Origin of the sequence: Methylomonas fluvii (assembly GCF_014850975.1) — a bacterium.
Lineage (GTDB): Bacteria > Pseudomonadota > Gammaproteobacteria > Methylococcales > Methylomonadaceae > Methylomonas > Methylomonas fluvii.
In genome coordinates this window covers 1776045-1799622 of the sequence record NZ_JACXST010000001.1, presented here as the reverse complement: position 1 = coordinate 1799622, position 23578 = coordinate 1776045, and the positions used below count along the sequence as shown (strand labels likewise).

Sequence of the window (23578 nt, the reverse complement as noted above, 5' to 3'; positions counted from 1 at the left end):
TCCTGCGTATAGAAATTATTCGAATCGCCTGGTTAAAATGGGAATAACAATAAACGTAGCCAAACCGCTGATGCCCCTTTTGCATTAGCATAAGGAGCTATCCCATGCCGCCGTTCGTCCAACATCGCACACTCAGAATTCTGCTGTCGATGGCCATTCCGATTTGCGGTGCAGTCTTCCAATATCATCTGTGGGACATCCTAAAACCGACCATCTGGATTTTTCTGTACCCTTCTGTATTTTTAAGCGCCGCAGTGGGTGGTCTGGTCGGCGGCGCACTGGCAACACTGGTCGCACTCGCATTAGCCGATTTTCTATTTATCGCTCCCAGCTTTACCTTTTATATCGCAGAAACTCGCAGCATCTACTCGATGTGTATATTTTTCTCGATGGGCATGCTGTTCAGTATTGTCTTCGAGCAACTGCATCGTTCCCTGCAAGAAGTCAGACGCTTGTCAAAATTTGAAGTCAATAGCTATTCACAGCGCCTGAATCAAGCGCTCAGTGTTGCCGACGCCGGTATCTGGGAATGGCACGTCCCCAGCGGCGAAGTGTTTTGGAGCGAGAGCTTATGGCGACTCTACGGTCTTAAACAAAACAGTTGCCAGGCCTCCTACGACAACTGGCTAAGTACCATCGCCGTCGAGGATAGAGCGGCAACACACGACGCTATGTACCAGGCACTTATGCAAAAAGCCGACGTCCTGTTAGAGTGGCGAGTGCAATCCAAATTGGACGGCCACACCCACTATTTGCTGTCGCGCGGTCAACCGCTGCAGGACGAGCGCGGCGAACTCCTGCTTTATCGCGGCGTGGTGATCGACATCACTGACCGCAAACAAACTGAACACGCACTACAGCAACTCACGCAAGAACTCGAAGATAAAGTCGAAGCAAGGACCAAAGAATTTTTCGATCTCTACAACCAAGCACCTTGCGGCTACCATTCGCTGGCCATGGACGGCACGATCCTGCGCGTCAATCAGACCGAACTGACACTGCTCGGTTATGCCAAGGAGGAGTTCGTCGGACACCATATCAAAGAATTCTTGGCCCCCGACTGTATTGACAGGTTTGAGCAATTCTTTACCGAGTTCATCCATTCCGGGAGTCTGCGCGATCTTCAGATGGACTTTATATGTAAGGACGGCAGCATCCGCCCCTTTCTAGTGAGCGCTACCCTAATCTGTGACGCTGAAGGTAACGGACTATACTCCAGCAGCACCTTGGTGGATGACCGCGAACGTAAAGCCCGCGAACAAAAGCTCCAGGACCTGAACAAGTTTCTCAACGAAGTATTAGAAGTGCTGCCCTTCGGTGTGGTGGTCTACGACGAGTCGTATAAAGCCGTTTTCCGTAACAGCTTGTTTGGCAAACTTTTAAGTTATCCCTCCGAGCTGTGCAAAAAAGAACCTCTGTATTTTGCCGATGCCATTCGCTTCAATTTTGACCGGGGCGACTATCCGAATCGAACTTTTGATGACGTCCTAAACCGCTTCATCGATATGATGGCAGCGCGCGAAACAGTGTGTTTTGAACGCCAGCAAGCCAATGGCATTTATCTGGAGATTTGCGGCCAACCCATCAGTAATGGCTGGACCTTACTGACTTACACGGATATCACCCCGCACCGGTTAGCCGAACAATCACTGGAAACCGCTCGCGGCGCGGCCGAGGCCGCCACCCGCGCCAAAAGTGCATTCCTGGCCAACATGAGCCACGAGATTCGCACCCCGATGAACGCCATACTGGGCTTGGCATATCTGCTGGAAAAAAGCGAATTGCCGGGCGATGCAAACCATTTGGTCAGCAAGATTCGCATGGCCGGACGTTCGCTGTTGGGCATCATCAACGATATTCTGGACTTTTCCAAAATTGAATCGGACAAACTGGAAATCGAACACGCACCGTTTCGCCTGGGGGATGTTCTGGATAATTTGTCGACCATTATGTCCACGAACGCCGGCGAAAAAGAACTGGAGCTGATCATCGCCCAGCCCCCCAGCAAAATCAAGCAACTTTACGGTGACGCACTGCGGTTGGAACAAGTGTTGATTAACCTGACCAGCAATGCGATTAAATTCACCGAGCAAGGCCACGTAGAACTGGCTATCGCAGTAATTGCCGAAGACGACCAGCAGATAACCTTGCGATTTGCAGTGCGCGACACCGGCATCGGCATTCCGGCGGACATACAGCAGGACATTTTTTCGCCTTTTTCTCAAGCCGACAGTTCGACGAGCCGCCGATTTGGCGGCACCGGCTTGGGCTTGAGTATCTGCCGGCGTCTGATCGCGGCAATGGGCGGCGAATTGCAGGTCACCAGCATCCCGGGCAGCGGCAGCGAGTTTTGGTTTAACTTGACGTTTGAACGTGGCCAAGATGTTTGGCTGGCCGCACCGGACATGGCGAATCTCCCGGTATTGGTCGCACATGGCAACCCGATTGCCCGCGAAGTGTTGGCAGATATTGTGGCCGGGCTGGGCTGGAACGCAACTGTAGTTGGATCCGGATCGGCCGCCCTTAAGCATATCCAAAGCCGTTTGCTGGCGCGAGAGCCCAATCAAGTTCTGCTGCTGGACTACAAAACCCCAGGCATGGACGGCTTCACGGTCGCGAATAAAATCCGGAACGAACTCAAGGACCACCACGACCCGATTATCATCATGGTGACCGCTCATGCCAGTAACGCCTTGCAAACCCACACTGACATGCGCCACGTCGATGCTTTACTGACCAAGCCGGTCACCGCTTCGGCACTGTATAACACGGTGGCGCGAGCATTACGGGTGCGCCAAGGCGGCGAGCCGCTCAGACCTAAACATGTCCAGCAACGCCTTGCCGCCTTGCGCATCTTGGTGGTGGATGACAGCGACATCAATCGCGAGGTGGCACAACGTATTCTGGAAGGCGAAGGCGCGCATGTCGAATTGGCCCATCACGGTCGCCAGGCCCTTGAATGGCTGGAAGCGCATCAGAACAGCATAGATATTGTGCTGATGGATGTACAGATGCCGATTATGAACGGCTACGAAGCCACCCAGCGCATCCGCCGAATACCGGCCTTAGCCGATCTCCCCGTCGTGGCGCTGACCGCCGGCGCGTTTATGGAACAACAAGAGTTGGCGCAAGCCGCCGGCATGACCAGCTTTATTGCCAAACCGTTTGATGTGGATGCCGCCATCGCCTTGATTATCAAATTGACTGGCGGAACCCATCAATTTGCCCCAGCGGATAAACCCCATCTTGCCATACAACCCAATACTTCAGACCTTCAGCTACCGAGTTTGGACGTAGAACGTGGCCTAAAACTTTTTGCGGATGCAAGCACCTACCGGCAATATCTACGCAAGTTTGCCCGCGATTACGCCGACAGCGTAAAAATTATCAAATCCGCTGACACCGATGAAGCACTGGCGTTTCTACATAAGCTTAAGGGTGTTGCGGCCACCCTGGCCCTACTAGAACTTGGCAAACAAGCGGCAGAAGTCGAACAGCAGCTAGTTAGGGGCGCGGAAATGACTGGACCCTTGCGAATTTTAAAGTCTGCTTTAGACAAAACACTGGATTCGATTGCTGAATATGCCCCCGACAACCACGTTGTAGACAACACCCAAGCAAAAACGATAGACCGGCAACAACTGAAAGCACTCCTTGCGCAGATGCTCACTATATTGGCAAACGATGACATGGTGGAATTTAGACCGCTGTTACTTGAACTTGATAAGACGGTAGGACCCACTAGCCTTGAACCGTTAAATCGGGCCATCGAGAACTACGATTTTCGAACTGCGGAAGCTGAAGTCAGGACACTTGCAGCTGAACATTCTATTACTCTGTGAGCATGCCATGCCTAACGGTCCTATCTTAATTGTTGACGACGAGCCGCAAAATTTGCGGGTGCTGGAGCAAATCTTATCTGGCAAATACAAGTTGGTGTTTGCTCGCAATGGCCAAGAAGCACTGGCGGCTACCCGTAAATTTCGACCCGCCCTGATTTTATTGGATATTCAATTGCCGGACATGGACGGTTATACGGTGTGTCGGCAGTTAAAAGCTGATCCGCTTACCGAAAGTATTCCGGTGATCTTTATCACGAGTTTGGCGGATGCCGATGATGAAGTCACTGGTTTTGAGGCCGGCGCGGTGGACTACATCGTTAAACCGGTTTCATCACCGACAGTAAGGGCGCGCGTACAAACCCACCTGTCCTTGGTACGCGCGATCCATCTGGAAAAAAGTCATCGAGACGCCATCTACATGCTCGGTGAAGCCGGCCATTACAATGACAACGATACCGGGGTGCATATCTGGCGCATGGCGGATTATGCGGGCGCCTTGGCACATGCCCTAGGCTGGGGAGAAGAACAATGCCGGCTCATCGAATTGGCGGCCCCGATGCACGACACCGGCAAGATAGGCATCCCGAATGCGATTCTGAAGAAATCCGGCGCCTTGGATACGGCGGACTGGGTAATCATGAAAACCCACCCCAGAATTGGCTACGACATCCTTAGCAAAAGCGATGCACCGGTCTTTAAGATGGCAGCGGAGATTGCCTTACACCATCATGAGCATTGGGATGGCAGTGGTTATCCCGATGGACTGGCTGGCGAGTTAATTCCCGAATCGGCGCGTATAGCAGCCTTAGTCGATGTGTTCGACGCGCTGACGATGAAACGTCCTTACAAAGAAGCTTGGCCTAACGAGCAAGCAATAGCCACCATACGAGCGGAAAGCGGCAGCCATTTTCAACCAGCGATGATAGAGGCCTTTATTGCCGTTCTACCCGAGATCTTAGCGATTCAAGCCAAATGGTCCGAATGCGAGGCGGCGTCCAGGGCGTGATAACTGCGCATTTATCGATCTGCGAACTGACCAAGCAGGTATTGTCATTGAAATGCAAAAATTATCACCTCGCCAAGGGTTGTCCAGATCCGAAAGCCTCAAAAAATCCAGTGTCAGGCACATCCCAATAGTCTGGATTGACTTCCCGGTTTGGGACTCCAGCATTCTCTGGAATGACGGCATACTTGAAATATTCTTATAATCAGGAAGATTTAGCTGAAATGCGTCATTCACACAACCGATGTTATTGGATAAAAGGACCTATATGGCATTGCCGGACCCTTCACTGCAAAGCAGGAATTTGCCGTTGGATTTTTTTAGAGGTTTGGCACTAATAGTGATTTTTATCAATCACATGCCCGATAATCCCTGGTTTTGGTATACCCCTTCTCGATTTGGCCTCAGCGACGCAGCAGAAGTGTTCGTGTTTTCATCCGGCTTTGCCTCCGCGCGGGCCTACGGCCGCTGCTTTGAACGCGCCGGACTCTGGCTGGGACTGGTTCGCGTCCTGCACCGATGCGTGCAAATTTACAGCGCACATCTGGCTTCTTTTGTGCTGCTGGCTTTGGTTTGCGTAGTTGGTAATCGCTGGGTGCCGGAAATGGATGATATTCAACGCCTGAACATTGCCTATTTTTTCGACGCCACCCAACAAGCGCTGTATGACTTGTTCACCTTGGCATATGTACCCAATTATTTCGACATCCTACCGCTGTATCTACTAGTGATCGTTTGGCTGCCTATATTCTGGCTAGTATCCCGTTTGCATGTCGGTATGGCTTTAGCGTGTTCGGTCACCCTGTATTGGGCCAGTTATTACTACGGATGGGAACTGAGTGCCGACCCAGTGAGTGGACGAAAATGGTATTTCAATCCCTATAACTGGCAACTGATGTTTTTTACCGGTTACGCCTTCGGCGCCGGCTGGGCCAAGGTCAGTGTAAAACACGGCTGGCTGTTAGCGGTTTGCCTCGGGCTAGTCCTGGTTTCAATTCCTTTGGAGCATGAGGCCACGTATACCCGGATTAAATTCTGGGGCGAGCTTCGCGCTAACTTGACGCCCTGGCTGGACAAAAGTCATTTGGGGGTGTTGCGTTGGTTGCATTTACTCGCGCTGGCTTATCTGATGTATCGCTTGTGCCATTGGCGATCACAGTGGCTACACAGTCCGGTGCCGCGCGCCCTTGTCATTATGGGTCAACAATCTTTACCGATTTACCTGTGTTCCATGGTGCTCTCGTATGCGGGGGGCATCTGGCTGGACCACCTTGGGCGCGACGAATGGTCCGCTGCGGCCTTGGTCAATCTCAGCGGCTTGGGACTGATGTTGCTGGCCGGCCAAATAATGTCCTGGCTGGATACTAAGCCCTGGAAAATTTCTCAGCCGGAAAGATTGGCCCAAAGCGATAACAGCTTCTATTTCGAGCCATTTATGCCCCGGTATCGCCGGGTTAACCAAGCTTTAGCACTGCCCTGCTTGATCGGTTTAGCGGCGCTGCCAGCGATGTTGACCCAGTCACAACCGTCCGGCATTGTGGCCACGCCAGACCTTGCCATGCAGTTACGGGAGCCTGATAAGGAGGCTTTACAACCAGTGGAAACGCTGTCACCAGAAACCGAAGCCGATAAAGTGATCGACAGCCGGCAACAGCTTTAAACGATTTTAAGCTCATGGAAGCCCAAGCCGTTCATCAGTTTTTCTTGCAGTTAATGGTTATTCTGCTGACCGCTCGGCTGTTTGGCGAATCGTTCGCGCGGCTTAAAAGCCCACCAGTCGTAGGCGAACTGTTGGCCGGTGTTCTTCTTGGCCCCAGTTTGCTAGGTTGGATGGAACCAAGTCAGGTCATCAAATTATTGGCGGAAATCGGCATCATTTTGCTGTTGTTTGAAGTCGGGCTGGATACCGACATACGCCAACTAGCAAAATCCGGTTGGCAGGCTTTGTTCGTCGCGGTCAGCGGCTTTCTGTGGCCCTTCGTGTTCGGTTTCAGTCTCAGCCATTGGCTGTTTGATCGTAACTTGCTGGAATCGCTATTTATCGGCGGCACCCTGACCGCCACCAGTATCGGTATTACTGTCCGCGTGCTTACCGATTTAAAACGTCAGCACAGCTGGGAGGCACAGGTGGTATTGGGCGCGGCGGTGATTGACGACATACTCGGCGTCGTGCTGCTGGCCGTACTGTACGATTTTTCGCAGGTCGGACAAATCAACACAGCCAATGCCCTGCAAGTCATCGGCTTTATCGCCATGTTCTTTGTTTTGGCGCCGTTGTTTGCTAAAGCTATTTCCTTGCTGATCCGGCAATTTGCCAAAATCAGCCAGACCGACGGACTCATCCCCACGCTGATTGTCTCTCTTGTGCTGTTTTTCGCCTGGTTAGCCCACGAAATGGGCGCCCCGGAATTGTTGGGCGGGTTTGCCGCGGGACTAGCGCTTTCACGGCGCTTTTTTCTGCCGTTTGCTATGGCGTTGCATGAAGATCTGGATTTTACCGGGCGTATCGAAGCTCAGATGCGGCCTATCATCCAATTATTCGTGCCGATATTTTTCGTGATGGTCGGGCTTTCGTTGAATCTGCGTGAAATCGATTGGGCCTCGCCGTTCATTTGGTGGTTTTCCGCCAGCCTGTTGGCTGTGGCTATACTCGGTAAAATGCTGGGTGCCTTAGTGCTGCGCGGACCTTGGACTGAGCGCCTAGCTATCGGTATTGCCATGGTTCCACGCGGCGAAGTCGGCCTGATTTTTGCCGAGCTCGGCCGCACATCAGGTATTATGGTCAACGAAGTTTACGCGGCGCTGATTATTGTCATAGCCATGACCACCCTGTTTGCGCCCATGTTATTAAAAGGTTTTTACCGCTACGTGAAATAAGTCGATTGCTCTATTTCTTAGCGGTATTAACCTAGGTCGACGGGGCAAACCAACGTCGTCCACGGAGCGAACCATGCTAGAACACGGAGATACCGGACGCCTGCATATCGTCTTGATCAGCATCCACGGCCTGATACGTGGGCATGATTTGGAATTGGGCCGCGACGCCGATACCGGTGGGCAGACCAAATATGTCGTGGAATTAGCCAAAGCCTTGGCAACACAGCCACAGGTCGAGCGGGTGGACTTGATTACCCGGCGCATCGTCGACAGCGACGTCAGCGACGATTACGCTGAAGCCGTCGAAGCATTGGCGGAAAACGCGCAGATCCAGCGTATCGATGCCGGTCCGGAAGGCTATATCCGCAAGGAAGAGCTTTGGGATCATCTGGACAGCTTCGCGGATAATCTTTTGAGTTTGCTGCATCGTCAGCCACGCTGGCCGGATGTGTTGCACAGCCATTATGCCGACGCCGGCTATGTTGGCGTGCGACTGGCGCATTTGACAGGTTTGCCGTTGATTCATACCGGCCATTCCTTGGGGCGGGACAAGTGCCGTAGGTTGTTGGCGCTGGGCCTGGCAATGGAGGAGATCGAACAGCGTTACCACATTTCCCGGCGCATTGATGCGGAAGAAGATACGCGGAGCAATGCCGAGTTGATCATCACCAGTACCCGCAACGAAATCGAAGACCAATACGAACTTTACGATTACTACACCCCGGAGAAGATGGCGGTCATTCCGCCCGGTACGGACCTCCAGCAATTTCACCCGCCCAGCGCCAAAACCGCGGATTCGGCGTTTGCCGCATCACTCAATAAATTCTTGTACGAAGCGGATAAGCCGATGATTTTGGCCTTGTCCAGACCCGACGAACGCAAAAACATTGTCACCTTGTTGGAAGCCTACGGCGAATCGCCGCGTTTACAGGCGATGGCTAACCTGGTGATCGTCGCCGGCAACCGTGACGACATCCGGGAAATGAACGACGGAGCGCAAGGCGTGTTGATCGAATTGTTGCTGGTGATGGATTGTTATGATCTGTACGGCCGGGTTGCGCTACCCAAGCACCACAGCGCGGACGAGGTGGCGGAGATTTATCGTCTGGCGGCGGCAGCCAAGGGGATTTTCATCAATCCAGCCCTGACCGAACCGTTTGGACTGACGCTGCTGGAAGCGGCCGCCAGTGGACTGCCGCTGGTGGCCACCGAAAACGGTGGCCCGGTCGACATCATCGGCAACTGCCATAACGGGTTGTTAGTGGACCCGCTGGACAAAACCGCGATTGCCGAGGCCTTGCTGAGCATACTAGACAATCCCGAGCGTTGGCGGACACTGTCCGCCAACGGACTACGGAATGTCGCCCGCTATTATTCCTGGGAGGCTCATACTCAAGCCTATCTACAAAAACTGCAACCGCTGTTGCAGCATTTCGAACGCCTGCCAAAAACGCCACCAGCGGGAAAAGTGGGCCGGCTGCGGCGGCAGGCGATTTTTACGGCGATGGACAACACGCTGTTGGGGGATGACGAGGGATTGGCACAATTCGTCAACTTGATCAGGGAGAAGCGACGAAAGTGTCTGTTCGGTATCGCCACCGGACGCCGATTGGATGCAGTTTTGGCGATTTTGAAGCAAAAGCGGATTCCCAAGCCGGATATTTTGATCACCAGCTTGGGTACCGAAATCTATTTCACGTCACAACTGATTGCCGATATAGCCTGGAGCTATCATATCGATCATCTGTGGACGCCACAGGTGCTGCGCCGTGTTCTCAGTGGTCTGCCCGGTTTGACACCGCAACCCAAGCGAGAACAAAGCCGCTTCAAGATTTCCTATTATTACGATAGTGAGCGTGCGCCGCCGATGGACGAGATTCTGACCTTATTGCGCCAAAAGGAATTGTCGGTGAATCCCACTCTGTCATTTGGGCAGTTTCTGGACATCGTTCCGGCGCGAGCCTCCAAAGGGCAGGCATTACGATATGTTGCCCGGCAATGGAATATTCCACTAGAACGCATCCTGGCGACGGGCGGCTCCGGCGGCGATTGCGACATGGTGGCAGGCAACACGCTGGGCGTGGTGGTCGCCAACCGCCATCGCGAGGAACTGGCGAATTTAGCCGACGTGGAGCAAGTCTATTTCGCCGAGCGGTCAAATGCCTGGGGCATACTGGAGGCCATCGAACATTATGATTTCTTCAATCTCTGACAAAGCGCCAATGTCATGCAGACGCGTATCCTGATTTGCACCGACCTGGACCGCACTCTGCTACCCAACGGCAGCCAGCAGGAATCGCCGGGTGCGCGCGATATTTTCCGGCGTTTGGTTTCGCGTCCCGAGGTGACGTTGGCCTATGTCAGCGGCAGACACCGCGAACTGGTCGCGGAAGCCATACGCGAGTACGACTTGCCGACGCCGGATTGGGTGATCGGCGACGTCGGCACCACGATCTATAGAGCGGGCTCCACAGAATGGCAGCATTGGACCGCCTGGGAAGACAATATCGCCAGCGACTGGCGTGGCCTGATGGCCAAGGACTTGCGGCCCTTGTTTGACGATTTGCCGGATTTGCGCTTGCAGGAACAGGCCAAACAAAACCGTTTCAAACTTAGTTATTATCTGTCGATGCAGTGTGATACTGAGGCATTGCGCCGGGAAATGGCTAGCCGGCTGGATGCGCAAAACCTGGCGGCCAGCCTGATTTACAGTGTAGACGAAGCGGCGGAGACCGGTCTGCTGGATGTGTTGCCGGCCAGGGCCACCAAATTGCATGCCGTGGAGTTTTTGATGCGGCATCAGGGCTTCGATATTGGCAATACGGTATTTGCCGGCGACAGCGGCAACGATCTGCCGGTGATCGTCAGCCGGATACCGTCGGTGCTGGTCGCCAATGCCGACCGTGCCGTGGTCGAACAGGCGCAAGCCCTGATTGGGCTAGAGGGCAACCAAGCGGCTTTTTATCTGGCGCGAGGCGGCTTTTTGGGCATGAACGGCAACTACAGTGCGGGTATACTCGAAGGCATCGCTCATTATCTTCCGGAAACCGGGCGCTGGATGGAAGAAGATTATGAACACTGACCGCCAATCCCTGGTTTCCGGCAAAGCGGCGATTGATCTCTGTCCTAACAGTCATGAAGTCGATGCATCGCCCTGGAAAATGAAAGCCATAATCGTGGGTGCGAGGCTTTCGTCGAGACACGGGCTTCGCGCTCACGATGACCTTCACGGTAAGATCACTGGATATTGCCGAGTCCACCCAAACGCATAGGTAACCTTATGTATGAACAGGTTTCTCACTCGCTGTTGAACGCCATATTGGATGATCTGAAACCTGAGATTCGGCGCCAGGATCTCCGGCACTTCTACACCCGGCTGGGTGCCAATTTTTATGCGATTTATTCGCTGTTTTTCAACTTATACGGTCACCGCGAGGACTTCAAGCCGCAAATGCTGCGACTGGTGGAAACCATGGCCAAGGGCTATATCGATCGATCCGCCGAGTTGGAACGTGTCGACATCGCGCGCGAACAAGATCACAACTGGTTTCTGTCGCAGAAATGGGTGGGTATGGCGCTGTATACCAATGGTTTCGCGGACAATCTGGCTGATCTGGCCACCAAGACCGCCTACTTTCAGGAACTTGGCGTCAATTTGGTGCATATCATGCCGATTCTGATGTGTCCGACCGGCAAGAGTGACGGTGGCTATGCGGTCAGCGATTTTCGGCAAATCGACGACAGGTTAGGCGATCTGAATGATCTGCGGCGGGTGGCCGAGGAATTCAGGAAACGCGATATCCTGCTGGTGTTGGACATCGTCATGAATCATACCTCCGACGAACACGAATGGGCCACCCAGGCGGTCGAGGGCGATAAGCGTTACCAAGATTACTATTTTGTTTTCGACAATCGGGAAATTCCCGATATGTTCGAGCAGACCATGCCGCAAATCTTCCCGGAATCGGCCCCAGGCAACTTTACCTGGAATGCCCGGATGCAAAAATGGGTGATGACGGTGTTCCAGCATTACCAGTGGGATTTGAATTACAGCAATCCCGAAGTGTTCATCGAAATGCTGGATATCATCCTGTTCTGGGCGAATCAAGGGGTGGACATCCTGCGTCTCGACGCCGTCGCCTTCTTGTGGAAGAAAATCGGTTCTTCCTGTCAGAACGAACGCAATGCCCATCTGATCCTGCAACTGATGAAGGATTGCTGCCAAGTCACCGCGCCGGGCGTGCTGTTCATCGCCGAAGCCATCGTCACGCCGCTCGAAGTCATCAAATATTTCGGCGAGGACGCAATCATCGCCAAGGAATGCGAAATAGCCTACAACGCTACCTTGATGGCCTTACTATGGGATGCCATCGCCACGCAAAATACCAAACTACTCTATCAAGGCGTAAAAAATCTGCCGGCGAAGCTGGAACGTGCTACTTGGCTGAATTACGTGCGCTGCCACGACGATATCGGTTTTGGCTTTGACGATAACGACATCCGGGCCGCAGGATATGAGCCTTATGCGCACCGGCAGTTTCTGGTCAATTATTTCAGCGGCCAGTTCGAGGGGTCTCCGGCCAGAGGCATGGTGTTCATGCGTAACGAAACGACCGGAGATGCCCGTATCAGTGGCTCGCTGGCGTCCCTGGCGGGACTGGAGGCGGGTCAGGAAATGAATGACCAGGGCTTGATCGATGCCGCGATCAAAACGATTCTGTTATTGCATAGCCTGATATTGTCCTTTGGCGGTATTCCCTTACTTTACAACGGCGATGCGCTCGGCGTCGTCAACGATTATGGCTACCGCGACGACCCTGGCAAAAGCGACGACAACCGTTGGATACATCGCCCCAAGATCAATTGGGACAGAGCGGAACTGCGAAAAAAACAGAGCACCACTGAATATAGCTTGTTTAATGCCATGAAAAAAATGATAGCAATCCGCAAGGAAACCTCGGCGTTCGCCGACTTCAATAACCGGGAAGTGGTCGAGGTCGATAACCCTCATTTGCTGTGTTTCATTCGTTTCAATCACGACCGGCCATCGGAACGCGTTTTGGTCGTCGCCAATTTCGACGCCAACCCGCAATACCTCGATTTATATCTGCTCAGGAGTCGGGGCATCGATCCTTTTGGTCAATTTATCGATGTGTACAGCGGCAGTAAGCCGGCGCAATATGATAGGCGGATCGTGCTGCAAGGTTATCAGTTCTATTGGTTGACGGAAATATAATCATTAGATCACCCGGCATTGACTGAATAGCCTGTAAAATCTGGCGTGGCATCGCGAATGCTGCGGATTATGTTGCCCACGCTTTTACCGATAGCTCGAGAAAAAACGGACGCTTGTTCGATGCTGAAATCCAAGGGACGGAGCCCACCAAGCTATAGTGATGATTATGAAACTGAACCTTGTTTTTCTCCCACTCTTACCGAAAATTTCTGTCTTACTCTGCACGCTGCTGCTATGGTCGCCTGTAGGTCGTTCCGCTGCAGATTTTCTGAAAGTGGATGGCGCGACTATCAAAGACAATGATGGTAGGGGTAAGGAGGTTCATCTTTACGGCACCAATCTGGGCGGCTGGCGGGGGCATGAACCGTGGATGTCGCCATTAGCCGGTGCGTCAAATGAATGGGATGCGCGGAATATTCTTAACAAGCGTTTTGGTAAGGATGCCGTCTGGGAGCTCTACCACGCTTACTGGGATTCATGGATCACCGAAACCGATTTCAAGAACATCGCCGCCGCCGGTCTCAACTGTATCCGCTTACCCATATACGCGCTTAACCATATGGATGACGGGGGCAACTGGCGACTGGACGATACAGGCGCCATTGATTTATCCAGGATTGAATGGACCGTCAACAAAGCTCGGGAATACGGGCTTTACACCATCCTGGATCTGCATGGCGCGCCGGGTTCACAAAACGGAGCCCATCATTCTGGCCGGCAAAACGGCACGCTGCTTTATTCCACTCCACTCTATCAGAATCAACTGCTAGAATTTTGGGAAACCCTTGCCATGCGTTTTAAAGACAATGCGGGTGTAGCCGGTTATGACCTGCTAAATGAACCCTCGGAAACCTTTCCCGGCGGGATGGGGGCTGAGGTGGTCAATCTATATGATCGCCTGTATCACGCTATCCGGGCGATTGATCCGGACCATATCATCATTATGGAAGCCATCTGGTGGTGGAATACCCTGCCGAATCCTCAAGAAAAAAACTGGGAAAACGTCGTCTATTCTCTGCACTATTACCAATGGCAAAACAATGAAGACTTCATGGTGATGAAGAATGCCGTGGACGGGTGGATACAGGACGCAAAAAAATGGGGTGCTGAATATAACGTACCGCATTTTATAGGGGAGTTCACATTGTTCGGCAATGCCGAATCCTGGAATTACGGGCTTCAGCAATTCACGGAATCCGGCAGCCATTGGACAACCTGGTCTTATAAGGTGTTGGGCCGCAATAACTGGGGCATGTACAACACGGCAGAGCAGAATAGCAATGTTGCCAATATTGCTACGGATGATTTCAACACGATCAAGTACAAATGGAGTCAGTGGAACACGCCGGAATATTTTTCACCCAATCCAACAGTCATCAACGCCATGCAAAAAGCAACCTTAGGCCGAAACGTTAAGCGGCCCACGCAAACCGTTGCCGCTAAATCAGAAAATCAGGCGGAACAAGAGGTTATTTCCGGTGTTAATTTAAATATAGCGGTAACGGATTGAGTTTGAAACGGTTCAGGTTATCGATGGTGTCTGCATATAACCTTACGAATGCACTCTGATTCTTTCGGCAAGGAGAGGAAACAGCAAAACGGAAATCATGGCGGCACTAACTAGAACGGCGGCCCGATCCGGAGACATCAGGCCGGACGAGACCCCCATTTCAGTGATGACGACAATCATGGGCAGGCCGGTGGCGGAATAAAGGGCAAAAGGTAGTCTGTCTGATCGTGAAAGCACTTTGTTGTAAAGTAGCACCGGTGCGCCGCGAATCAGAATCAGTAGTCCGAGTAGGCAGATAATCTGAACGGGAACCAACGGATTCGCCCAAAGCGCACTCACGTCAAATTTCATCCCGGAAACGATGAAAAAGATGGGAATTAAGAAACCATAACCGATGGCATCCAATTTCTGACGCAGAATCACGCCATGGTCGCCTTGGCTGGCAAGGCTTACCACCATGCCGGCCGCGAAGGCTCCGATCACCACATTCAAACCAAACTCGCCGGCCAAAACCACTAATAAAGCTTGGAGCGCAATGCAGATTCTCACCGGCAATTGGCCACTGCTTTGCATGGTTTGAGCCAGAAGATTGATTAACGCGGAGGATCGCGCGTTGATAGCCGTATCCGCAATTACAAAGGTAATCCCCACGAAGGCCACGATGAACACAGTATGCAAAAAGGTACTATGGGTCGGGATGATCAGTAAGGAGACAACCATGAGCGGGCCGAATTCTCCCATCGCCGCGGCCGAGAGAAGCAGCTTGCCAAAGTCCGAATTCAAAATGCCCTCGTCGCGCAGGATTGGCGCCAATATTCCCAGCGCAGTGGTCGACAAGGCGATAGCAGCCAATAAGGGTGGAGCCTGAATCAGGCCGATGGCATGAACAAAAAACATGCACACCATGGCTACCGTAAACGACAGAAACCAGCCACCAATGGCCAGCGCTAAGGGTTTGCCGTGAATTTCGCCGAGATTAATTTCCATGCCCACCATGAACAGCAAAAACGTCAGGCCTAGCTCGCCTAACATGCCTACTAAACCATCGGGGGATACCCAATTGAAAATATGCGGGCCAATCAGCATTCCCAAAAGCATTTCAACGACCACCACCGGCATACGCAGGCGAGTGGGTAATCTGGCGAGCAAGGGAGCGCAAGCCGCTACCAATGCAATGACAAATAGCGCTATTCGGTAAGATTCCATAACTGTCTCCTGATGGTGTGGGTTGGCAATGTGGGGAGTATCAAGCGTTTTCAATGAACCATTCACTGAATCCGTTCTTTTCGCAAATCGTTTTCCAACAATGCTTCATAAACGGGAGGACACCCCAACCAATTCGCGATTAGCAATGCCGTAAAACAGGCGGTGAATAGCGGCAAAATCAACGCGTAATCACCGGTCATCTCGATGATTAACACAATGCCGGTCAAGGGCGCTTGCACCACGCCACTAAAATACGCCGCCATACCGACTACGGCAAATAATCTGGGGTCTACATTTAACCCGGGGAAAGCCAGTTGGGTGGACACACCGACACCCCACCCCAATAGTGCACCCAGCACCAGGATCGGCATAAAAATTCCCCCGGCCGCGCCTGAGCAGGAACTGCCAATAGTCAACACGAATCGGCTGATAAAGAATAGTCCGATGGTCTGTAATGTGAGTTCTTGACCGACGAGAATATCATTCACGAAATCATGCCCACCGCCCAATAACTGAGGTGCATACCAAGCTGTGGCAGTCAACCCGCCTGCCAAAATTAGCCACCAGATCGATCTTGACCAAGGTCCCAGGGTGATCAAGCGCTGTCCCCACAATAAAGTACGGGTAAACAAGCCACCCAACAGGGCTGACAACAAGCCCAAAGGTACGAATGCAATGAGCTGACTAAGCGGCGCAGCAGCGACATGGGCGAAATGGAAGACAGATTGTTGCCCAAGCGCTACGCGGCAAACCATATCGGCGGTCAGGCAGGCAATGGCTGCGGTAATGAATTCGAGCGACGAGCAGCGCCTTTCAAGTTCTTCAAGTACAAAGGTCAAGCCGGAAAGCGGGGCATTGAATGCCGCCGTGAGGCCGGCACCACCGCCAGCAGCGATCAAAATCGTATGATACCGCTTATCATTTTTAGGCCAAATATCGGCTAACCCTTGCCCTATAGAACTGCCCATGTGCACACAGGGACCGGCCCGGCCAACCACCAGGCCGCCAACGCTGCCAATGACCATACTGAAGAACTTGGTAAGCAGCACCCGTACCCAACGGAAGTGCCGGTGCCCAATCAATACCCCCTTAATATGGGGAATGCCACTGCCGCTTGACTCGGGTGCAAATTGCCTGACCAATCCGGCAGAGATACTCACGGTGACTAGCGCTAACCCCAGAACCATGCACATGCCAAGGTGGCTGTTCTGATGGGAAAAGGCTAAAAATTTATGTCGACATGCTTCGGCGCTATTCATCGCAAAATGAAATACTACCGAAGTTCCGCCGGTCAGTAAGCCGAGCACGATTGCTTGGGGTATCAAACGGTTCCGCTGCCGGTTAAGCTCCGCCGCTGACGCCGGTTGGTGTTCTGATAAGTCACATTTCAACAACCTTCTCCGGTTCAGGTGGGGGAATTTACGTTTATCGGGCTCACGACACAGTAAGTAATCCCAATGGCCGTGAATTAGGTTGCGGCTCGGGTTTTAGATAATCCTGGTCTTTTTAAATGCATTGAGGAGCGGCAGAAATCGATCAGGCCGTTAGCATTTTAGTGATGAGTCAATGTTGAAGCAAACAATGTTTGTATGAACATATTGCCGCAAAACATCACCTATCCTAATTATTTGTATTGCGGAGACTATCGTCTTCTAGAGCTTATTGTGAATGGTGTTACCAGGGGACAGAACAACATCGCAAGAGGATATTTTGTCGCCTATTTTAGAGTATTAGGGTGTCGAGCCACTCGCCCCTGATTGCGATAATAAATGTCTGAGCAAGACAATCTATGCGGGTCCGTTTCAAAATCATGTCCGCGGATACTTCGGGTTGAATTATCGGAGCTTATTGTATAGGGATGCGACTTAGGGCAATGTACGTGCGTTTGCTTGTTACTGTCAGCAAGGCGTTTTGATTGACTAGATTGAGCTACAGGCTCCGGATTGTGCTGTTCGCAGCCGAAGATACATAGCAAACTGACAAGAAATAGCACATCAACATAAAGCATGTAGCTCATAAAAACACCAAGGGTTTGGTGATGTTCGGATTAGCTGAGTAATCGCGATATTCGGTGTCGTCGGTCGAGAAAAATCGGATTGATTTGAAGCTGTCCATTGCAGACGTCGCCCTCGGAGGTCAAGGTATGAGCCAATGCGAAATCGGCAAATATGCGACACCGCATAATATCGGCAGCAACGAAATAGCTGCCGCTGACTATTCCGAGCATGAGACCGGCTTGCCTTGTTTGACGAAGTCGATCATGTCCGGAGGAATTTCTAATGTCCGTGCCATTTATTCGAACTACTGCTTGTGAACAAAACGAATCCACTTGGCTATCAGCTCTCTACGGCTCATACCATCGTTTTGCGGCGTATCCAGCTTCCGCATTAGCGCCCCCATCTCCTGTATCACGTACCAGTTCCGGCGCAAATCGCGTGCGCCGTCGATGTCCAGTAACATCAGGGTCAGCACGAATTCAATGCTAGCCACCACTTGGCGTTGGCTTTCGTACATGGCGATCACCTGTCCCACGCGCAGACCTCCGGTAAGTTTGGCTCGTTTGAAAATGGCTACGCTGTCGTCGATGAAGATTGATCGATAGGGACTGCATCGTGTTGACCGCAACAGGATGCCAGCGACAATAGGAAGGCAAGGCAAACCCAGTAGATAAGCCGTCTCATGTGATTTTTTGAAAACATTCTAGTTTCGGATTCTATGCTGCTTTGTAAGTATTGCTACGGAAACCATAGGGACTTGAGCAAGTGCGAAACAGAATTTGTCTTTCTGTTTCGCGTCAACTCAAAAAGTTAGTTGGCAAGCTAAGTGACACAGATCAACTCAGGTTAAATTTTTGAAACCACATCAAGCCTTTTCACAACGGTTGATCGGCTCTTAGACTTGCCGAGGGCATTATAATAACCGCATAATGGTTGATGCAAACAATGTTTGTATAAACATATAAAGACAAACTTAGGGCCCTTTGTTTTTCCATGAATTGTGTTTTAGCCGGTAACCACTAACAGCGTACAAACCTTTGGAATCAACCTGACCACATTAACGCTTTGGTGGATAATAATGTCTTTTAATGGCAATTTTGCCGAGCATAAATCGTAACGCAATGGACAAAACCGCACTGCAAACCCGAAAAACCGACGGCTCCAAACAATGGCCTTATGAGGTCTTGAAACAATTTCGCCTGATTTTTAAGGCTGTCCAACAACATTCCCAATGGGTCGAAACGCATTGCGGTGTCACCAGCGCTCAACTGTGGGCACTTTGGGAATTGTCAAAAACGCCTGGATTGAAAGTCACTGAGTTGGCCAAAGCGATGTCGATTCATCATTCCACCGCCAGCAATATGCTCGATAAACTCGCCAAGAAAGGCTTGATCCTGCGGGAACGCGTTAGTGAGGACCAGCGGGTCGTCACGGTGACCTTGACTCAGAATGGTATTGAATTACTAAACCAAGTACCGTCGCCGCCTCAGGGCATACTGCAACACGCGTTATTTGACTTGCCGGAGAATGTTCTCAAGTCTCTTGCCAAGAATCTGGATGTGCTTGTCCAAGAGATGAAAATCAAGGATGACGAGGCGGCGATGCTGCCGATTAACGCGCTGCCAAAAAAACCGCTTTCCCCTAGAAAGAAGGCATGAGCATTTAGACCTATCCCGCTGCTACAGCAACAGGGTTTGCTTTTGTCACATCAATACGGAATATTGATACCCGAGAATAACCAGTGGCTCAAAAGACAATCACTGCGTAACTGAAATAGAAGACTGTATGAAAGAATTAAACAAGATTTTGCTCGGTTGTTTAATGGGTGCCGGACTATTGCTAGGGTCGCCCAATGTGCTGGCTGAGAACTTATCTCAATCCCTGGACTTGAGCGGACATTGGGTAGGTTATCTATGTGTCGGCCTGTTTGCGGTCGCTTATCTGCTGGTAGTGCTGGAAGAAGTCTTGGAATTACGTAAATCCAAACCGATGATGTTGGCTGCGGCTCTGATTTGGGTGGCGATTGCCCTGGTTTATAAAGACCAAGGCTTGTCGTCGGCCGCGGAAACGGCGATTCGCCACGATGTGTTGGATTATGGTGAATTGTTACTATTCCTGATCGTCTCGATTGCTTACATCAATGCCATGGAAGAGCGGCGGGTTTTTGATAGCCTGCGGGCCTGGCTGGTTAACAAAGGTTTGAGTTATCGCCAACTGTTTTGGGTGACCGGAGTCTTGGCGTTTTTCATCTCCTCGGTGTCCAACAACATGACGACCGCGATGCTGATGTGCGCGGTCGTCATGGCGGTCGGCAAGGACAACCCCAAGTTTGTCGGCATTGCCTGCGTCAACACGGTGGTAGCCGCCAATGCCGGCGGTGCGTTTTGCCCGTTCGGCGACATCACCACTTTGATGGTCTGGCAAAAAGGCATCATCGATTTCTGGGCGTTCTTCAAGTTGTTTGTGCCTTCGGTGCTTAACTTCTTGATTCCCGCTGCCATCATGCACTTTGCCATTCCGAAAACCCAGCCGGCCCCCTTCATGCCCAGGTTGTCACGCGTCGCGGCGCCAAGCGTATAGTGGTGTTGTTTCTGCTCACCGTTCTCACGGCAGTCGGCTTTCAGAATAGCCTGCATATGCCGGCAGCGGTGGGCATGATGGCCGGCCTGACCTATCTGCAATTGTTCGGCTATTTTCTGCATATTACTCACCGCGACGAACCGGAACTGGGCCTTGACCCGATGTCCGGCGAGGAAAACCCCGCTACCGACGGCGAGGATAGTATGCGCTTCGACGTCTTTCATCATTTGGCGCGCATGGAATGGGATACCTTGCTGTTTTTCTACGGCGTGGTGCTGTGCGTGGGTGGTATGAATTTTCTCGGCTATTTACGCCATTTATCCGAGTTTCTGTATGGCGAACTCGGCGCAACCCCTGCGAATATGCTAGTCGGCCTGATTTCGGCGTTGATAGACAACATCCCGGTGATGTTTGCAATTTTGGCCATGCGCCCGGAGATGTCGGAAGGCCAATGGCTGCTGGTAACGCTGACGGCGGGTGTTGGCGGTAGTTTGTTATCGGTCGGCTCGGCAGCAGGCGTGGCGCTGATGGGCCAAGCCAAGGGCATTTACACCTTCGTGACTCATCTAAAATGGACGCCGGTAATTGCCCTGGGGTATTTAGGCAGTGTGGCCGCGCACTTTTTGATAAATTCCGAGCTTTTTTAAGCGATTGTCTACTCAGGATTCCGCACTCATCCCATTAAAACAACCATTGACTTAAACCCACTTAGGAATCAAACAAATGTATGACGATGGAAGTCCGAAAAGACGCCACTTTGGAATCGAAGGCAGCGTATTTGTAGTGCTCATCCTGTTGTCGCTTGGCGGAATTTTCATCACTGATTTTTCACCCGATGATGGTTACGGCTACTGGCTGTTGATGGTATTCGTGTTTGGCTTGGTATCGGTTTTTGTGTCCTGGCTGCAAACCAAGCGTAAAGACTTGGATTTTGGCGATATTCTCAAAGCCCAGGGCATGCATTGGTTTCATACGATTATTGCCGTCGGTGCAGCGGCTTTACTAAATAAATCGGGGCAACTGCAAGGCCTCAGCGCAGACTTGGTCATTTTATTGATTTTAGGATTGTCCACCATGCTGGATGGCTACCACATTGGTTGGCAATTCAGCATGCTTGGACTTTTCCTGATCGGCTGCACCATCATTATTGGCTATGTTGATCCGTTTATTTGGGCGTGCGTCGCGCTTGCCGTGGTGGTGATTGTCGGCGCATTGTTAAGAGGCTTATCGCTCAGAGATGAGGAGGATTACCTTTGAGCGTATTTGCAAACAATAAGGGCAACTCATGAACAATCTAAGCGCTTGGTTTAGCGCGTTGAGCACCAAAAACCGCATTGAATATGCTGTGTCGTTGTTGTGGGCTATCACCATTCCATTCTTCGTGGTCCCGTATGGCGGCGAAGCCGGTGGGCCGCTTGAACACTTTCTATGGTGGGGCATCTTTCCCTTGCTGTTGTACTGGGGACAACGCTTTTGGGTTAGGAAATGGTTTTAAACGAATCACCCGGCTCTTGATCGCGAAGGCAGGAGTCCAACAGTTATACTCGAGCCCCTGCGCCATCTAAGGGCTCGCTATTTTTAAAAAGCCCGCTTCGAAACATGCAGATTCATCGCCCCTGCATGTTATTTAGCAATCGGACGACCCAATAAGTCAGCAATCCAAGCGCGACACCCGCATCGGCTCTTTCATGGCAAAGGCCACCAGCATCGACACGGCCGCACAAGCACTAACGTAATAAGCAAACCATTCCGCGTGACCCAGGCTTTTCAGCCACAGAGCCAGATACTCGGCGGTGCCGCCGAATACCGCCACGGTCAAGGCATAGGGAAAACCCACCCCCAAAGCCCGAATATGCACCGGAAACAGTTCGGCTTTGACGATGGCATTAACCGACGAATAGCCCGAGACAATCAACAATGCACAAACATACCAGCCCAACGCCGATTCCACCGTTTGCGCGTGGCCCAATAAATCAAGCAATGGCACAGTAAACAGGGTTGCGCCGCCGCCAAAGGCAATCAGCATCGTGCGGCGACCGACGTAGTCGGAAATTAAGCCAAACAGCGGCTGCAGCAACATGAATACGATCAAGGCCAGCGTGCAGATCGTCGTGGCGTCGTCCTTGCTGAAGCCCGTGGTGTTGACCAAGTACTTTTGCATGTAGACGGTAAAGGTGTAATACGACAAGGTCCCGCCGGCGGTCAATGCCACTACGGTCAAGACTGGTTTGGGGTAGTTCAGCAATTCCCGCAGTTGGGCGCGTTGGGTGGGATAAGTATGTTGTTCGACAAAAGCCGTGGTCTCGGCCATGTTACCGCGCAAGCACATCGCCACCACCGCCAACAAGCCGCCGACGATAAAACCGATGCGCCAGCCCCAAGCATGCAGTTGCTCACTGCTCAATAAGCATTTTTGCAAGAGCATCAATAAACCCAGGGCCAAAATTTGCCCCAGGACAATAGTGACGTATTGAAAACTGGAGTAATAGCCGCGCCGCTCGGGTGCGGCCATTTCACTTAGATAAGTGGCGGAGCTGCCGTATTCCCCGCCGATACTAAACCCCTGCAGCATGCGAGCGAACAATAGCAAGGCCGGCGCCCACATACCGATTACCGCATAGCCCGGTGTGCAAGCGATGATTAACGACCCTAAACACATCAAGCTGACCGAAAACAGCAAAGCGCTTTTGCGACCTTTGCGGTCCGCCAAGCTACCCAGCCACCATCCACCCAAAGGCCGGAAAATAAAACCCACCGCAAATATCGCCGCATTATTCAACAACTGGGCAGTTTGATCGGTTTCCGGGAAAAAAGCCGGGGCAAAGTACAAGGCAAACGCGGCGTAAATGGCCCAATCAAAATATTCCACCAGGTTGCCAACCGAGCCACTGAAAATATTGAACAGTCGCCTTGTTTCAGAGTGCGGGTCATTAGAATCAGACATATCACTTAAGCCGATGAGTTTTTGACCATCTTAACTTACGCCCCTGCTTAACCACACTCATTTCGATGCCGCGTCACAGGGCCGATCCATACCACAACGGCGGGACCTGCGGGAATTCGGTGATTTCACGCATCCCCAAACAAAATATGCCAAATCACGCATTTTAACCTCCGGTTTCGAAGCGACGCATACCCCGGTTCGACAACTCGTTTGAGCGTGAGCAACTGTAAGAAGATGATTTGATTTGTTTTTTAAAACCCTAAACAGACAAACCACCTAAATCAACGACTTCGGAGCGGTTCTTGCTTACTTTTGAGTTTGCAAAAAAGCAGGGCCGCTAGGCCAAAAGCATTAACGGCAAAGCATAAGACCTTTTGTAAACT

The 23578-nt window shown here is 51.8% G+C and carries 16 protein-coding genes and 1 pseudogene; 13 read left to right on the top strand and 4 right to left on the bottom strand.

Annotated elements, in window-relative coordinates:
• The first annotated feature begins 104 nt into the window (after positions 1 to 104).
• The 8 genes from EBB_RS08545 to EBB_RS08510 all read left to right on the top strand — a co-directional run bounded on the left by EBB_RS08545 (position 105) and on the right by EBB_RS08510 (position 14468).
• The gene (locus tag EBB_RS08545) at positions 105 to 3842 is read left to right on the top strand and encodes a response regulator (RefSeq protein WP_192393311.1); all 3738 of its coding nucleotides are present in this window, start codon (positions 105 to 107) and stop codon (positions 3840 to 3842) included.
• 7 nt (positions 3843 to 3849) lie between these two features.
• Positions 3850 to 4848 (top strand): HD domain-containing phosphohydrolase, encoded by a 999-nt coding sequence (locus tag EBB_RS08540; RefSeq protein WP_192393310.1) that lies wholly within the window; start codon positions 3850 to 3852, stop codon positions 4846 to 4848.
• Positions 4849 to 5089: 241 nt separating this feature from the next.
• Positions 5090 to 6505, top strand: coding sequence for an OpgC family protein (locus tag EBB_RS08535; protein WP_371741542.1), 1416 nt, complete (start codon positions 5090 to 5092; stop codon positions 6503 to 6505).
• 14 nt (positions 6506 to 6519) lie between these two features.
• Entirely contained in the window at positions 6520 to 7722 is a 1203-nt protein-coding gene (locus EBB_RS08530) for a cation:proton antiporter (protein WP_192393309.1), read from the top strand.
• 73 nt (positions 7723 to 7795) lie between these two features.
• Positions 7796 to 9934, top strand: a complete 2139-nt coding sequence (locus EBB_RS08525) for an HAD family hydrolase (RefSeq protein ID WP_192393308.1) — start codon at positions 7796 to 7798, stop codon at positions 9932 to 9934.
• A 15-nt stretch (positions 9935 to 9949) separates the two neighbouring features.
• Positions 9950 to 10804 carry an HAD-IIB family hydrolase gene (locus EBB_RS08520; RefSeq protein ID WP_192393307.1) on the top strand — a complete coding sequence of 285 codons (855 nt, stop codon included), beginning with the start codon at positions 9950 to 9952 and terminating at the stop codon, positions 10802 to 10804.
• Positions 10805 to 11002: 198 nt separating this feature from the next.
• Complete coding sequence (locus EBB_RS08515) at positions 11003 to 12958, top strand: alpha-amylase family glycosyl hydrolase (RefSeq protein WP_192393306.1); 1956 nt, start codon at positions 11003 to 11005, stop codon at positions 12956 to 12958.
• A 166-nt stretch (positions 12959 to 13124) separates the two neighbouring features.
• The gene (locus EBB_RS08510) at positions 13125 to 14468 is read left to right on the top strand and encodes a glycoside hydrolase family 5 protein (protein ID WP_192393305.1); all 1344 of its coding nucleotides are present in this window, start codon (positions 13125 to 13127) and stop codon (positions 14466 to 14468) included.
• Between the two features lie 42 nt (positions 14469 to 14510).
• Here the strand turns inward: EBB_RS08510 and EBB_RS08505 are convergent, their stop codons facing one another.
• Together EBB_RS08505 and clcA are read right to left on the bottom strand one after the other, a co-directional pair.
• A complete protein-coding gene (locus tag EBB_RS08505; protein WP_229427550.1) occupies positions 14511 to 15740 on the bottom strand; it encodes a cation:proton antiporter in 1230 nt (409 codons plus the stop codon).
• The gene (clcA, locus tag EBB_RS08500; protein ID WP_192393304.1) at positions 15737 to 17065 is read right to left on the bottom strand and encodes a H(+)/Cl(-) exchange transporter ClcA; all 1329 of its coding nucleotides are present in this window, start codon (positions 17063 to 17065) and stop codon (positions 15737 to 15739) included. Before clcA ends, EBB_RS08505 begins: the two co-directional genes overlap by 4 nt.
• Positions 17066 to 17817: 752 nt before the next feature.
• Between clcA and EBB_RS08495 the strand changes: the two genes are divergently transcribed.
• Positions 17818 to 17988 (top strand): hypothetical protein, encoded by a 171-nt coding sequence (locus EBB_RS08495; protein ID WP_192393303.1) that lies wholly within the window; start codon positions 17818 to 17820, stop codon positions 17986 to 17988.
• Here EBB_RS08495 and EBB_RS08490 read toward each other — a convergent pair.
• Positions 17976 to 18206 (bottom strand): hypothetical protein, encoded by a 231-nt coding sequence (locus EBB_RS08490; RefSeq protein ID WP_192393302.1) that lies wholly within the window; start codon positions 18204 to 18206, stop codon positions 17976 to 17978. The two genes, EBB_RS08495 and EBB_RS08490, sit on opposite strands and share 13 nt — an antisense overlap.
• Positions 18207 to 18792: 586 nt before the next feature.
• On the opposite strand from EBB_RS08490, the gene EBB_RS08485 reads away from it, so the two are divergent.
• The 4 genes and pseudogenes from EBB_RS08485 (at position 18793) to EBB_RS08470 (ending at position 21746) form a co-directional block, all read left to right on the top strand.
• Positions 18793 to 19329: a MarR family winged helix-turn-helix transcriptional regulator gene (locus tag EBB_RS08485; RefSeq protein ID WP_192393301.1), complete on the top strand. Its 537-nt coding sequence runs from the start codon at positions 18793 to 18795 to the stop codon at positions 19327 to 19329.
• Positions 19330 to 19492: 163 nt separating this feature from the next.
• Positions 19493 to 20898: pseudogene (gene nhaD, locus EBB_RS26660) on the top strand (sodium:proton antiporter NhaD).
• A gap of 76 nt (positions 20899 to 20974) precedes the next feature.
• Positions 20975 to 21508, top strand: coding sequence for a hypothetical protein (locus tag EBB_RS08475; RefSeq protein ID WP_192393300.1), 534 nt, complete (start codon positions 20975 to 20977; stop codon positions 21506 to 21508).
• A gap of 28 nt (positions 21509 to 21536) precedes the next feature.
• A complete protein-coding gene (locus tag EBB_RS08470; RefSeq protein ID WP_192393299.1) occupies positions 21537 to 21746 on the top strand; it encodes a hypothetical protein in 210 nt (69 codons plus the stop codon).
• A gap of 156 nt (positions 21747 to 21902) precedes the next feature.
• Here EBB_RS08470 and EBB_RS08465 read toward each other — a convergent pair whose 3' ends face one another.
• Positions 21903 to 23195: an MFS transporter gene (locus tag EBB_RS08465; protein WP_192393298.1), complete on the bottom strand. Its 1293-nt coding sequence runs from the start codon at positions 23193 to 23195 to the stop codon at positions 21903 to 21905.
• Positions 23196 to 23578: the final 383 nt, after the last annotated feature.

Coding starts and splice junctions, on each gene's coding strand:
- EBB_RS08495 (WP_192393303.1), top strand. CDS start 17,818: ATGAGCCAATGCGAAATCGGCAAATATGCGACACCGCATAATATCGGC.
- EBB_RS08465 (WP_192393298.1), bottom strand. CDS start 23,195: ATGTCTGATTCTAATGACCCGCACTCTGAAACAAGGCGACTGTTCAAT.
- EBB_RS08510 (WP_192393305.1), top strand. CDS start 13,125: ATGAAACTGAACCTTGTTTTTCTCCCACTCTTACCGAAAATTTCTGTC.
- EBB_RS08545 (WP_192393311.1), top strand. CDS start 105: ATGCCGCCGTTCGTCCAACATCGCACACTCAGAATTCTGCTGTCGATG.
- EBB_RS08520 (WP_192393307.1), top strand. CDS start 9,950: ATGCAGACGCGTATCCTGATTTGCACCGACCTGGACCGCACTCTGCTA.
- EBB_RS08475 (WP_192393300.1), top strand. CDS start 20,975: ATGTATGACGATGGAAGTCCGAAAAGACGCCACTTTGGAATCGAAGGC.
- EBB_RS08515 (WP_192393306.1), top strand. CDS start 11,003: ATGTATGAACAGGTTTCTCACTCGCTGTTGAACGCCATATTGGATGAT.
- EBB_RS08485 (WP_192393301.1), top strand. CDS start 18,793: ATGGACAAAACCGCACTGCAAACCCGAAAAACCGACGGCTCCAAACAA.
- EBB_RS08540 (WP_192393310.1), top strand. CDS start 3,850: ATGCCTAACGGTCCTATCTTAATTGTTGACGACGAGCCGCAAAATTTG.
- EBB_RS08525 (WP_192393308.1), top strand. CDS start 7,796: ATGCTAGAACACGGAGATACCGGACGCCTGCATATCGTCTTGATCAGC.
- EBB_RS08535 (WP_371741542.1), top strand. CDS start 5,090: ATGTTATTGGATAAAAGGACCTATATGGCATTGCCGGACCCTTCACTG.
- EBB_RS08470 (WP_192393299.1), top strand. CDS start 21,537: ATGAACAATCTAAGCGCTTGGTTTAGCGCGTTGAGCACCAAAAACCGC.
- EBB_RS08530 (WP_192393309.1), top strand. CDS start 6,520: ATGGAAGCCCAAGCCGTTCATCAGTTTTTCTTGCAGTTAATGGTTATT.